The sequence below is a fragment of the Klebsiella sp. M041 genome (genome assembly GCF_059759695.1).
Map to the genome: position 1 here is coordinate 1 of NZ_JCAXWU010000028.1, position 14,348 is coordinate 14,348.

General features: G+C 53.7%; 10 protein-coding genes. All 10 read left to right on the forward strand.

Going from position 1 to position 14,348, the window contains the following annotated elements; genetic code table 11:
- On the forward strand, window positions 1–154 hold a 154-nt coding region (locus AC6CWS_RS24200), incomplete at its 5' end, for an EF-Tu C-terminal domain-related protein (protein ID WP_072098027.1).
- Between the two features lie 337 nt (window positions 155–491).
- Window positions 492–875 carry a preprotein translocase subunit SecE gene (secE, locus tag AC6CWS_RS24205; protein WP_002883772.1) on the forward strand — a complete coding sequence of 128 codons (384 nt, stop codon included), beginning with the start codon at window positions 492–494 and terminating at the stop codon, window positions 873–875.
- Window position 876: 1 nt separating this feature from the next.
- Window positions 877–1,422 (forward strand): transcription termination/antitermination protein NusG, encoded by a 546-nt coding sequence (gene nusG, locus AC6CWS_RS24210; RefSeq protein WP_001287521.1) that lies wholly within the window; start codon window positions 877–879, stop codon window positions 1,420–1,422.
- 156 nt (window positions 1,423–1,578) lie between these two features.
- Entirely contained in the window at window positions 1,579–2,007 is a 429-nt protein-coding gene (gene rplK, locus AC6CWS_RS24215) for a 50S ribosomal protein L11 (RefSeq protein ID WP_002884034.1), read from the forward strand.
- A 3-nt stretch (window positions 2,008–2,010) separates the two neighbouring features.
- Window positions 2,011–2,715, forward strand: coding sequence for a 50S ribosomal protein L1 (gene rplA / locus AC6CWS_RS24220; RefSeq protein WP_002884036.1), 705 nt, complete (start codon window positions 2,011–2,013; stop codon window positions 2,713–2,715).
- 289 nt (window positions 2,716–3,004) lie between these two features.
- Window positions 3,005–3,502: a 50S ribosomal protein L10 gene (gene rplJ, locus AC6CWS_RS24225; protein ID WP_001207203.1), complete on the forward strand. Its 498-nt coding sequence runs from the start codon at window positions 3,005–3,007 to the stop codon at window positions 3,500–3,502.
- Between the two features lie 66 nt (window positions 3,503–3,568).
- Window positions 3,569–3,934, forward strand: a complete 366-nt coding sequence (rplL, locus tag AC6CWS_RS24230; RefSeq protein ID WP_002884142.1) for a 50S ribosomal protein L7/L12 — start codon at window positions 3,569–3,571, stop codon at window positions 3,932–3,934.
- Between the two features lie 324 nt (window positions 3,935–4,258).
- On the forward strand, window positions 4,259–8,287 hold the full coding sequence (gene rpoB / locus AC6CWS_RS24235) for a DNA-directed RNA polymerase subunit beta (RefSeq protein ID WP_004206758.1): 4,029 nt from the start codon (window positions 4,259–4,261) through the stop codon (window positions 8,285–8,287).
- 76 nt (window positions 8,288–8,363) lie between these two features.
- The gene (gene rpoC, locus AC6CWS_RS24240) at window positions 8,364–12,587 is read left to right on the forward strand and encodes a DNA-directed RNA polymerase subunit beta' (protein ID WP_023291591.1); all 4,224 of its coding nucleotides are present in this window, start codon (window positions 8,364–8,366) and stop codon (window positions 12,585–12,587) included.
- Window positions 12,588–12,984: 397 nt separating this feature from the next.
- Window positions 12,985–14,325: an anaerobic C4-dicarboxylate transporter DcuB gene (dcuB, locus tag AC6CWS_RS24245; RefSeq protein WP_004206756.1), complete on the forward strand. Its 1,341-nt coding sequence runs from the start codon at window positions 12,985–12,987 to the stop codon at window positions 14,323–14,325.
- Window positions 14,326–14,348 lie beyond the last annotated feature (23 nt).

The window sequence follows — 14,348 nt, forward strand, 5'->3', positions numbered from 1 at the left end:
GCCGGAAGGCGTAGAGATGGTAATGCCGGGCGACAACATCAAAATGGTTGTTACCCTGATCCACCCGATCGCGATGGACGATGGTCTGCGTTTCGCAATCCGTGAAGGCGGTCGTACCGTTGGCGCGGGCGTGGTTGCTAAAGTTCTCGGCTAATCGCTGATAACATTTGACGCAATGCGCAATAAAAGGGCATCATTTGATGCCCTTTTTGCACGCTTTCACACCAGAACCTGGCTCATCAGTGATTTTATTTGTCATAATCATTGCTGAGACAGGCTCTGAAGAGGGCGTTTATACACCAAACCATTCGAGCGGTAGTGCGACGGCAAATCAGTATCCTTCTTTGCAACAGCAGGGCAGGGGCGACAGAACCGTCAGCGTTGAAGCAATTTGAATAGTTAAGTGTATAATCCGAAACTTAATTTCGGTTTGGATCGCCTCGCCCCCGCGGGGTGAAATTGTTTGTAGAATACTTCTGACAGGTTGGTTTATGAGTGCGAATACCGAAGCTCAAGGGAGCGGGCGCGGCCTGGAAGCGATGAAGTGGATTATCGTTGCCGTGCTGCTGATCGTGGCGATCGTGGGCAACTTCCTTTATCGCGACATTATGCTGGCGGTGCGTGCGCTGGCCGTGGTTATTCTTATTGCTGCTGCCGGTGGCGTCGCGCTGTTGACGACGAAAGGTAAGGCGACCGTTGCTTTTGCTCGCGAAGCGAGAACCGAAGTTCGTAAAGTGATTTGGCCGACTCGCCAGGAAACGCTGCATACTACGCTGATTGTTGCTGCCGTGACTGCAGTAATGTCACTGATCCTGTGGGGACTGGATGGTATTCTGGTTCGCCTGGTCTCCTTTATCACTGGCCTGAGGTTCTGAGATGTCTGAAGCTCCTAAAAAGCGCTGGTACGTCGTTCAGGCGTTTTCCGGTTTTGAAGGTCGCGTAGCCACGTCGCTGCGTGAACATATCAAATTACACAACATGGAAGAGTTATTTGGTGAAGTCATGGTCCCGACCGAAGAAGTGGTTGAGATCCGTGGCGGCCAGCGTCGCAAAAGCGAACGTAAATTCTTCCCGGGCTACGTTCTGGTCCAGATGGTCATGAACGACGCAAGCTGGCACCTGGTGCGCAGCGTACCGCGCGTGATGGGCTTCATCGGCGGTACCTCTGACCGTCCGGCGCCGATCAGCGACAAAGAAGTCGACGCCATCATGAATCGTCTGCAGCAGGTTGGCGATAAGCCGCGTCCGAAAACGCTGTTTGAACCGGGTGAAATGGTTCGCGTTAACGACGGTCCGTTCGCTGACTTTAACGGCGTGGTGGAAGAAGTGGACTATGAGAAGTCCCGCCTGAAAGTTTCCGTTTCTATCTTCGGTCGTGCGACCCCGGTAGAACTGGACTTCAGCCAGGTTGAGAAGGCGTAAGCCGGCGATCAAAAAAGCAGCGATTTAATCGTTGCATAGGGCGCGAAATTGGCATACAATTTCGCGCCTTTTGTTTTTATGGGCCCGGCCCGTAAAACGATGTTTAATCACGGGGAGCTTCTCTGAAGCGTTAATACCCAATTTGAGGATTTAAGAATGGCTAAGAAAGTCCAAGCCTACGTCAAGCTGCAGGTTGCAGCTGGTATGGCGAACCCGAGCCCGCCGGTCGGCCCAGCACTGGGTCAGCAGGGCGTGAACATCATGGAATTCTGCAAAGCGTTCAACGCCAAAACTGATTCCCTGGAGAAAGGTCTGCCGATCCCGGTTGTTATCACCGTTTACGCTGACCGTTCCTTTACCTTTGTTACCAAGACTCCGCCGGCTGCTGTTCTGCTGAAGAAAGCTGCAGGCATCAAGTCTGGTTCCGGTAAGCCGAACAAAGATAAAGTGGGTAAAATCTCCCGCGCTCAGCTGCAGGAAATCGCGCAGACCAAAGCTGCCGACATGACTGGTGCCGACATTGAAGCGATGACTCGCTCCATCGAAGGTACTGCACGTTCCATGGGCCTGGTAGTGGAGGACTAAGAAATGGCTAAACTGACCAAGCGCATGCGCGTGATCCGTGAGAAAGTTGATGCAACTAAACAGTACGACATCAACGAAGCCATCGCTCTGCTGAAAGAGCTGGCCACCGCTAAATTTACCGAAAGCGTAGACGTTGCCGTTAACCTCGGCATCGACGCGCGTAAATCTGACCAGAACGTCCGTGGCGCAACTGTACTGCCGCACGGTACTGGCCGTTCCGTTCGCGTAGCCGTATTTACCCAGGGCGCAAACGCTGAAGCTGCTAAAGCTGCAGGCGCTGAGCTGGTAGGTATGGAAGATCTGGCTGAGCAGATCAAAAAAGGCGAAATGAACTTTGACGTTGTTATTGCTTCCCCGGATGCAATGCGCGTTGTTGGCCAGCTGGGTCAGGTTCTTGGTCCGCGTGGCCTGATGCCGAACCCGAAAGTGGGTACCGTAACTCCGAACGTTGCTGAAGCGGTTAAAAACGCGAAAGCAGGTCAGGTTCGTTACCGTAACGACAAAAACGGCATCATCCACACCACCATCGGTAAAGTGGACTTTGACGCTGACAAACTGAAAGAAAACCTGGAAGCTCTGCTGGTTGCGCTGAAAAAAGCAAAACCGACTCAGGCGAAAGGCGTGTACATCAAGAAAGTTAGCATCTCCACCACCATGGGTGCAGGTGTTGCAGTAGATCAGGCTGGCCTGAACGCTTCTGCAAACTAATGCCTTTACGTGGGCGGCGAATTTGTCTACAATCTTCGCCCACGTTTGCTAACGATGGTTAGCAGGTAACCGAATTGTTCGTTGGAGCCTGGCCTATCCAGGCCTCCGTCGAAGACCGCAGGTGTTTCGCAAGAAACTTAATCCCCTGCGTAGACGGTGACAGAACGCTAAGATTATTTTTGGATATTCTGGCTTGTTTCTGCTCACCGTATTTAGACGCTCTATTCGTTGAATTGAGTGAAGTGAGTTCCAGAGCATAGGCTCTGGCAAACATCCAGGAGCAAAGCTAATGGCTTTAAATCTTCAAGACAAACAAGCGATTGTTGCTGAAGTCAGCGAAGTAGCCAAAGGCGCGCTGTCTGCAGTAGTTGCGGATTCCCGTGGCGTAACTGTAGATAAAATGACTGAACTGCGTAAAGCAGGTCGTGAAGCTGGCGTATACATGCGTGTTGTTCGTAACACCCTGCTGCGCCGCGTCGTTGAAGGTACTCAGTTCGAGTGCCTGAAAGACACGTTTGTTGGTCCGACCCTGATTGCATACTCTATGGAACACCCGGGCGCTGCTGCTCGTCTGTTCAAAGAGTTCGCGAAAGCGAATGCAAAATTTGAGGTCAAAGCCGCTGCCTTTGAAGGTGAGCTGATCCCGGCGTCGCAGATCGACCGCCTGGCAACTCTGCCGACCTACGAAGAAGCAATTGCACGCCTGATGGCAACCATGAAAGAAGCTTCGGCTGGCAAACTGGTTCGTACTCTGGCTGCTGTACGCGATGCGAAAGAAGCTGCTTAATCGCAGTTATCATTGTAAAGCATTCGCTTACGTATAAACTTATTCTGATATTCAGGAACAATTTAAATGTCTATCACTAAAGATCAAATCATTGAAGCAGTATCCGCTATGTCCGTAATGGACGTTGTTGAGCTGATCTCTGCAATGGAAGAAAAATTCGGTGTTTCCGCTGCTGCTGCTGTAGCTGTAGCTGCTGGCCCGGTTGAAGCTGCTGAAGAAAAAACTGAATTCGACGTAATTCTGAAAGCTGCTGGCGCTAACAAAGTTGCTGTTATCAAAGCAGTACGTGGCGCGACTGGCCTGGGTCTGAAAGAAGCTAAAGACCTGGTAGAATCTGCTCCGGCTGCACTGAAAGAAGGCATCAGCAAAGACGACGCTGAAGCTCTGAAAAAATCTCTGGAAGAAGCTGGCGCTGAAGTTGAAGTTAAATAAGCCAACCCTTCCGGTTGCAGCCTGAGAAATCAGGCTGAGGCTGGTGACTTTTTGGTCACCAGCCTTTTTGCGCTGTAAGGCGCCAGTAGCGTTTCACGCTGTTTGACTACTGGTTTGCCTCTCAATGCTTGTTTCTATCGACGACTTAATATACTGCGACAGGTTAGGGTTCCTGGGCTGTGTAAATCGCAATGAAATGGTTTAAGCGTGATAGCAACAGGCATTGCGGAAAGTGTTCCATTTTCCGGTCAACAAAATAGTGTTGCATAAAAAACTGCCCTCTGCGGGCAGATGGGTCGACTTGTCAGCGAGCTGAGGAACCCTATGGTTTACTCCTATACCGAGAAAAAACGTATTCGTAAGGATTTTGGTAAACGTCCACAAGTTCTGGATGTGCCATATCTCCTTTCTATCCAGCTTGACTCGTTCCAGAAGTTTATCGAGCAAGATCCTGAAGGGCAGTACGGTCTGGAAGCTGCTTTCCGTTCCGTGTTCCCGATTCAGAGCTACAGCGGTAATTCCGAGCTGCAATACGTCAGCTACCGTCTGGGCGAACCGGTTTTTGACGTTAAAGAATGTCAGATCCGTGGCGTGACTTACTCTGCACCGCTGCGCGTAAAACTGCGTCTGGTGATCTACGAGCGCGAAGCGCCGGAAGGCACCGTCAAAGACATTAAAGAACAAGAAGTCTACATGGGCGAAATCCCGCTCATGACCGACAACGGTACCTTCGTCATCAACGGTACCGAGCGTGTTATCGTTTCTCAGCTGCACCGTAGCCCGGGCGTCTTCTTTGACAGTGACAAAGGTAAGACTCATTCATCCGGTAAGGTTCTGTATAACGCACGTATCATCCCTTACCGTGGTTCCTGGCTGGACTTCGAATTCGACCCGAAAGACAACCTGTTCGTTCGTATCGACCGTCGTCGTAAGCTGCCGGCTACCATCATCCTGCGCGCGCTGAATTACACCACTGAGCAGATCCTTGACCTGTTCTTCGAAAAAGTGGTCTTTGAAATTCGCGACAACAAGCTGCAGATGGAGCTGATTCCGGAGCGTCTGCGCGGTGAAACCGCCTCCTTCGATATCGAAGCCAACGGCAAAGTGTACGTTGAGAAAGGCCGTCGTATCACGGCTCGCCATATCCGTCAGCTGGAAAAAGACGATATCAAGCATATCGAAGTGCCGGTTGAATATATCGCGGGCAAAGTGGCGGCTAAAGACTATATCGATGAAGCGACTGGCGAACTGATCTGCCCGGCGAACATGGAGCTGAGCCTGGATCTGCTGGCTAAGCTGAGCCAGTCTGGCCACAAGCGCATCGAAACGCTGTTTACCAACGATCTGGACCACGGGCCATACATCTCTGAAACGGTACGCGTCGACCCGACTAACGATCGTCTGAGCGCGCTGGTAGAAATCTACCGCATGATGCGCCCTGGCGAGCCGCCGACTCGTGAAGCCGCTGAAAGCCTGTTTGAGAACCTGTTCTTCTCCGAAGACCGCTACGATCTGTCCGCGGTTGGTCGTATGAAGTTCAACCGTTCTCTGTTGCGCGACGAAATCGAAGGTTCCGGTATCCTGAGCAAAGACGACATCATCGAAGTGATGAAGAAGCTCATCGATATCCGTAACGGTAAAGGCGAAGTGGACGATATCGACCACCTCGGCAACCGTCGTATCCGTTCCGTTGGCGAAATGGCGGAAAACCAGTTCCGCGTTGGCCTGGTACGTGTAGAACGTGCGGTGAAAGAGCGTCTGTCTCTGGGCGATCTGGATACCCTGATGCCTCAGGATATGATCAACGCCAAACCGATTTCCGCAGCAGTGAAAGAGTTCTTTGGTTCCAGCCAGCTGTCTCAGTTTATGGACCAGAACAACCCGCTGTCTGAGATCACGCACAAACGTCGTATCTCCGCACTCGGCCCAGGCGGTCTGACCCGTGAGCGCGCAGGCTTCGAAGTTCGAGACGTACACCCGACTCACTACGGTCGCGTATGTCCAATCGAAACGCCTGAAGGTCCGAACATCGGTCTGATCAACTCCCTGTCCGTATACGCGCAGACCAACGAATATGGCTTCCTCGAGACGCCGTATCGTAAAGTGACCGACGGTGTGGTTACCGACGAAATTCACTACCTGTCTGCTATCGAAGAAGGCAACTACGTTATCGCTCAGGCGAACTCCAACCTGGATGAAAACGGCCACTTCGTAGAAGATCTGGTGACCTGCCGTAGCAAAGGCGAATCCAGCTTGTTCAGCCGCGACCAGGTTGACTACATGGACGTATCCACCCAGCAGGTGGTATCCGTCGGTGCGTCCCTGATCCCGTTCCTGGAACACGATGACGCCAACCGTGCATTGATGGGTGCGAACATGCAACGTCAGGCCGTTCCGACTCTGCGCGCTGATAAGCCGCTGGTTGGTACCGGTATGGAACGTGCTGTAGCCGTCGACTCCGGCGTTACTGCCGTTGCTAAGCGCGGCGGTACCGTTCAGTACGTGGATGCTTCCCGTATCGTTATCAAAGTTAACGAAGACGAGATGTACCCGGGCGAAGCGGGTATCGACATCTATAACCTGACCAAATATACCCGTTCTAACCAGAACACCTGCATCAACCAGATGCCTTGTGTGTCCCTGGGCGAACCTATCGAGCGCGGCGACGTGCTGGCCGACGGCCCGTCCACCGACCTCGGTGAGCTGGCGCTGGGTCAGAACATGCGCGTCGCGTTCATGCCGTGGAACGGCTACAACTTCGAAGACTCCATCCTCGTTTCCGAGCGTGTTGTCCAGGAAGACCGTTTCACCACTATCCACATTCAGGAACTGGCGTGCGTGTCCCGTGACACCAAGCTGGGGCCGGAAGAGATCACCGCTGACATCCCGAACGTGGGTGAAGCTGCGCTCTCCAAACTGGATGAGTCCGGTATCGTTTATATCGGTGCGGAAGTGACCGGCGGCGACATTCTGGTTGGTAAGGTTACGCCGAAAGGTGAAACCCAGCTGACGCCGGAAGAGAAACTGCTGCGTGCGATCTTCGGTGAGAAAGCGTCTGACGTTAAAGACTCTTCTCTGCGCGTACCGAACGGTGTCTCTGGTACCGTTATTGACGTTCAGGTCTTTACCCGTGACGGCGTAGAAAAAGACAAACGTGCGCTGGAAATCGAAGAGATGCAGCTGAAGCAGGCCAAAAAAGACCTGTCTGAAGAACTGCAGATCCTCGAAGCCGGTCTGTTCAGTCGTATCTACGCGGTGCTGGTCTCCGGTGGCGTTGAAGCTGAGAAGCTCGACAAACTGCCGCGCGATCGCTGGCTGGAACTGGGCCTGACCGACGAAGAGAAACAAAATCAGCTGGAACAACTGGCTGAGCAGTACGACGAACTGAAACACGAGTTCGAGAAAAAACTCGAAGCGAAACGCCGCAAAATCACCCAAGGCGACGATCTGGCACCGGGCGTGCTGAAGATTGTTAAGGTATACCTGGCCGTTAAACGCCGTATCCAGCCTGGTGACAAGATGGCAGGTCGTCACGGTAACAAGGGTGTTATCTCTAAGATCAACCCGATCGAAGATATGCCGCACGATGCTAACGGTACGCCGGTAGATATCGTCCTGAACCCGCTGGGCGTACCGTCTCGTATGAACATCGGTCAGATCCTGGAAACTCACCTGGGTATGGCTGCGAAAGGCATCGGCGATAAGATCAACGCCATGCTGAAACAGCAGCAGGAAGTCGCGAAACTGCGCGAGTTCATCCAGCGTGCCTACGATCTGGGCGCTGACGTTCGTCAGAAAGTTGACCTGAATACCTTCAGCGATGAAGAAGTTCTGCGTCTGGCTGAAAACCTGCGTAAAGGTATGCCGATCGCAACGCCGGTGTTCGACGGTGCGAAAGAAGCGGAAATTAAAGCGCTGCTGCAGCTGGGCGACCTGCCGACTTCCGGTCAGATCACCCTGTTCGACGGCCGCACCGGTGAGCAGTTCGAGCGTCCGGTAACCGTGGGTTACATGTACATGCTGAAACTGAACCACCTGGTCGACGACAAAATGCACGCGCGTTCCACCGGTTCTTACAGCCTGGTGACTCAGCAGCCGCTGGGTGGTAAGGCGCAGTTCGGTGGTCAGCGCTTCGGTGAGATGGAAGTGTGGGCGCTGGAAGCATACGGCGCAGCCTACACCCTGCAGGAAATGCTCACCGTTAAGTCTGATGACGTGAACGGTCGTACCAAGATGTATAAGAACATCGTGGACGGCAATCACCAGATGGAACCGGGCATGCCGGAATCCTTCAACGTACTGTTGAAAGAAATTCGCTCGCTGGGCATCAACATCGAACTGGAAGACGAGTAATTCTCGCTCAAACAGGTCACTGCTGCCGGGTTAACGCCCGGCAGCGGAATGTGCTAACTCCGACGGGAGCAAATCCGTGAAAGACTTATTAAAGTTTCTGAAAGCGCAAACTAAAACCGAAGAGTTTGATGCGATCAAAATTGCTCTGGCTTCGCCAGACATGATCCGTTCATGGTCTTTCGGTGAAGTTAAAAAGCCGGAAACCATTAACTACCGTACGTTCAAACCTGAGCGTGACGGCCTTTTCTGCGCCCGTATCTTTGGGCCGGTAAAAGACTATGAGTGCCTGTGCGGTAAGTACAAGCGCCTGAAACACCGCGGTGTGATCTGTGAGAAGTGCGGCGTTGAAGTGACCCAGACTAAAGTGCGTCGTGAGCGCATGGGCCACATCGAGCTGGCATGTCCGACTGCGCACATCTGGTTCCTGAAATCCCTGCCGTCCCGTATCGGCCTGCTGCTGGATATGCCGCTGCGCGATATCGAACGTGTACTGTACTTTGAATCCTATGTGGTTATCGAAGGTGGCATGACCAACCTCGAACGCAACCAGATTCTGACCGAAGAACAGTACCTGGACGCGCTGGAAGAGTTCGGTGACGAATTCGACGCGAAGATGGGTGCGGAAGCGATCCAGGCGCTGCTGCGCAATATGGATCTGGAGCAGGAATGCGAGCAGCTGCGTGAAGAGCTGAACGAAACCAACTCCGAAACCAAGCGTAAAAAGCTGACCAAGCGCATCAAGCTGCTGGAAGCCTTCGTACAGTCTGGCAACAAGCCGGAGTGGATGATCCTGACCGTTCTGCCGGTACTGCCGCCAGATCTGCGTCCGCTGGTTCCGCTGGATGGCGGTCGTTTCGCGACGTCTGACCTCAACGATCTGTATCGTCGCGTGATCAACCGTAACAACCGTCTGAAACGTCTGCTGGATCTGGCTGCGCCGGATATCATCGTACGCAACGAAAAACGTATGCTGCAGGAAGCGGTTGACGCCCTGCTGGACAACGGTCGTCGCGGTCGTGCGATCACCGGTTCTAACAAACGTCCTCTGAAATCTTTGGCCGATATGATCAAAGGTAAACAAGGTCGTTTCCGTCAGAACCTGCTCGGTAAGCGTGTTGACTACTCCGGTCGTTCTGTTATCACCGTAGGTCCATACCTGCGTCTGCATCAGTGCGGTCTGCCGAAGAAAATGGCGCTGGAGCTGTTCAAACCGTTCATCTACGGCAAGCTGGAACTGCGTGGCCTGGCCACCACCATCAAAGCCGCTAAGAAGATGGTTGAGCGCGAAGAAGCTGTCGTTTGGGATATCCTGGACGAAGTTATCCGCGAACACCCGGTCCTGCTGAACCGTGCGCCGACCCTGCACCGTCTGGGTATCCAGGCATTCGAACCGGTTCTGATCGAAGGTAAAGCCATCCAGCTGCACCCGCTGGTTTGTGCGGCATACAACGCCGACTTCGATGGTGACCAGATGGCTGTTCACGTACCGCTGACGCTGGAAGCCCAGCTGGAAGCGCGTGCGCTGATGATGTCTACCAACAACATCCTGTCCCCGGCGAACGGCGAACCAATCATCGTTCCGTCTCAGGACGTTGTACTGGGTCTGTACTACATGACCCGTGACAGTGTTAACGCCAAAGGCGAAGGCATGGTGCTGACTGGCCCGAAAGAAGCTGAGCGTATTTATCGCGCCGGCCTGGCCTCTCTGCATGCGCGCGTTAAAGTGCGTATCACTGAATACGAAAAAGACGACAATGGTGAGTTTGTCGCGAAAACCAGCCTGAAAGACACGACCGTTGGCCGTGCCATTCTGTGGATGATCGTACCGAAAGGTCTGCCGTTCTCTATCGTGAACCAGGCGCTTGGTAAGAAAGCGATCTCCAAGATGCTGAACACCTGTTACCGTATTCTGGGCCTGAAACCGACCGTTATTTTCGCGGACCAGACGATGTACACCGGCTTTGCTTACGCAGCGCGTTCAGGTGCATCCGTTGGTATCGATGACATGGTCATCCCGGAGAAAAAATACGAAATCATCAGCGAAGCGGAAGCGGAAGTTGCTGAGATTCAGGAACAGTTCCAGTCCGGTCTGGTGACCGCGGGCGAACGTTATAACAAAGTTATCGATATCTGGGCTGCGGCGAACGATCGTGTATCCAAAGCGATGATGGATAACCTGCAAACCGAAACCGTGATTAACCGTGACGGTCAGGAAGAGCAGCAGGTTTCCTTCAACAGCATCTACATGATGGCCGACTCCGGTGCGCGTGGTTCTGCTGCACAGATTCGTCAGCTGGCCGGTATGCGTGGTCTGATGGCGAAGCCGGATGGCTCCATCATCGAAACGCCGATCACCGCGAACTTCCGTGAAGGTCTGAACGTACTCCAGTACTTCATCTCCACGCACGGTGCGCGTAAAGGTCTGGCGGATACCGCACTGAAAACAGCGAACTCCGGTTACCTGACTCGTCGTCTGGTCGACGTTGCCCAGGACCTGGTCGTCACTGAAGACGACTGCGGCACCCTGGAAGGCATCACTATGACGCCGGTTATCGAAGGTGGCGACGTTAAAGAGCCGCTGCGCGATCGCGTACTGGGTCGTGTGACGGCGGAAGACGTGCTGAAGCCGGGTACTGCGGATATTCTGGTTCCACGCAACACGCTGCTGCACGAGCACTGGTGTGACCTGCTGGAAGCGAACTCCGTTGACTCCGTCAAAGTGCGTTCCGTTGTATCCTGTGACACCGACTTTGGTGTATGTGCGCACTGCTATGGCCGTGACCTGGCGCGTGGCCACATCATCAACAAAGGTGAGGCTATCGGCGTCATCGCGGCACAGTCCATCGGTGAGCCGGGTACACAGCTGACGATGCGTACGTTCCACATCGGTGGTGCGGCATCTCGTGCGGCTGCTGAATCCAGCATCCAGGTGAAAAATAAAGGTAGCATCAAGCTCAGCAACGCGAAGTCGGTTGTGAACTCCAGCGGTAAACTGGTTATCACTTCTCGTAACACCGAGCTGAAGCTGATCGACGAATTCGGTCGTACCAAAGAGAGCTATAAAGTGCCTTACGGTGCGGTTATGGCGAAAGGCGACGGTGAGCAGGTTGCCGGCGGTGAAACCGTCGCAAACTGGGATCCGCACACCATGCCGGTTATCACCGAAGTGAGTGGTTTTATCCGCTTCACTGACATGATCGACGGCCAGACCATTACTCGTCAGACCGACGAGCTGACCGGTCTGTCTTCGCTGGTGGTTCTGGACTCTGCAGAACGTACCGCAGGTGGTAAAGATCTGCGTCCGGCGCTGAAAATCGTTGATGCTCAGGGCAACGACGTTCTGATCCCAGGTACCGATATGCCTGCTCAGTACTTCCTGCCGGGTAAAGCGATTGTTCAGCTGGAAGATGGCGTACAGATCAGCTCTGGTGACACCCTGGCGCGTATTCCGCAGGAATCCGGCGGTACCAAGGACATCACCGGTGGTCTGCCGCGCGTTGCGGACCTGTTCGAAGCACGTCGTCCGAAAGAGCCGGCTATTCTGGCTGAAATCAGCGGTATCATTTCCTTCGGTAAAGAAACCAAAGGGAAACGTCGCCTGGTTATCACCCCGGTAGACGGTAGCGAGCCGTACGAAGAGATGATTCCGAAATGGCGTCAGCTCAACGTGTTCGAAGGTGAACGTGTAGAACGTGGTGACGTAGTTTCCGACGGTCCGGAAGCACCGCACGACATTCTGCGTCTGCGTGGCGTACATGCTGTGACCCGTTACATTGTTAACGAAGTCCAGGACGTATACCGTCTGCAGGGCGTTAAGATTAACGATAAGCACATCGAAGTTATCGTTCGTCAGATGCTGCGTAAAGCCACCATCGAAAGCGCAGGCAGCTCCGACTTCCTCGAAGGCGAGCAGGTGGAATACTCCCGCGTCAAGATCGCAAACCGCGAACTGGAAGCGAACGGCAAAGTGGGCGCAACGTTCTCCCGCGATCTGCTGGGTATCACCAAAGCGTCTCTGGCCACCGAGTCCTTCATCTCCGCGGCATCGTTCCAGGAGACCACTCGCGTGCTGACCGAAGCAGCCGTTGCGGGCAAACGCGACGAACTGCGCGGTCTGAAAGAGAACGTCATCGTGGGTCGTCTGATCCCGGCCGGTACCGGTTATGCGTACCACCAGGATCGTATGCGCCGTCGCGCTGCTGGCGAACTGCCGGCGGCACCGCAGGTGAGCGTGGAAGAAGCATCTGCCAACCTGGCAGAGCTGCTGAACGCAGGTCTGGGCGGTTCTGACAACGATTAATCGTTGATGCACTGCTAAAAAGCCGGTCAGGAAACCTGACCGGCTTTTTTATTGCCTGTTCTCCGCTTTCCCCTTCTTTAATTACATTTACGCCATATCCAGGATGCAATTTTTTAGCAATTAATTCATAAAAAATATCCTTTAGCCTTTCACCTCAAAAACCTTTCTTTATATATGGGTAAAACTTCTACTCATATCAAAAAATAAACAATTCAAAGAGGATATATTCAAAATACCTGATGAATCATGGGATTACTGCTGCTGCTTTATCTTCGGCGCGACGGCCTGGAGAGGGATCGCTGCATCTCATGCTTCCCCCAACAAGGCGCAGAAATAATCCCGGCAGGCAGGTAGGGATCATTACTTTAGGTCTGAGCGGACAGGCTCTGGGGGCTGCATGGAATTCGCGATACAACTCATTATTATCTTAATTTGTCTGTTTTATGGTGCCCGAAAAGGCGGTATTGCGCTGGGGCTGCTGGGCGGCATCGGTTTAGTGATCCTCGTCTTTGTTTTTCATCTCCAGCCGGGTAAACCGCCGGTTGATGTGATGCTGGTGATCATTGCGGTGGTGGCCGCCTCGGCGACGCTGCAGGCGTCCGGCGGCCTGGATGTCATGCTGCAGATTGCCGAGAAGCTGCTGCGGCGAAACCCAAAATATGTCTCTATTGTGGCGCCTTTCGTCACCTGCACGCTGACTATCCTCTGCGGTACCGGTCACGTGGTGTATACCATCCTGCCGATTATCTACGATGTGGCGATTAAGAATAACATTCGCCCGGAGCGTCCGATGGCCGCCAGCTCCATTGGCGCCCAGATGGGGATCATCGCCAGCCCGGTCTCGGTGGCGGTGGTCTCGCTGGTGGCGATGCTGGGGAATTTTACCTTTAACGGTAAACATCTCGAGTTTCTCGATCTGCTGGCGATAACCATTCCTTCCACGCTGCTGGGCATTTTAGCCATCGGCATCTTCAGCTGGTTCCGTGGCAAAGATCTGGATAAAGACGAAGCCTTCCAGGCGTTTATTGCGGTACCGGAGAACCGCCATTACGTCTATGGCGATACGGCGACGCTGCTGGATAGAAAGTTGCCCACCAGCAACTGGATAGCGATGTGGATTTTTCTGGCCTCCATCGCTGTGGTGGCGCTGCTCGGCGCCTTCTCTGAACTGCGTCCGGCCTTTGACGGTAAACCGCTGTCGATGGTGCTGGTGATCCAGATGTTTATGCTGCTCTCCGGGGCGCTGATCATCATCATTACTAAAACCAACCCGGCATCGATTTCCAAGAATGAGGTCTTTCGTTCGGGAATGATCGCTATCGTCGCGGTGTACGGCATCGCCTGGATGGCGGAGACCATGTTTGGCGCTCACATGACCGAAATTAAAGGCGTGCTCGGGGAGATGGTCAAAGAGTATCCATGGGCCTATGCCATCGTGCTGCTGCTGGTTTCGAAGTTTGTGAACTCGCAGGCGGCAGCGCTGGCGGCGATTGTTCCGGTGGCCCTGGCCATCGGCGTCGACCCGGCCTATATCGTGGCTTCTGCGCCGGCCTGCTATGGCTACTATATTCTGCCGACCTACCCCAGCGATCTGGCGGCGATCCAGTTTGACCGCTCAGGGACCACCCATATTGGCCGCTTTGTGATTAACCACAGCTTTATCCTGCCCGGGCTCATCGGCGTTGGCGTCTCCTGCGTTTTTGGCTGGGTATTCGCTGCGATGTACGGCTTTCTGTAAGCGGGGACGGGCGCCGGCAGCGA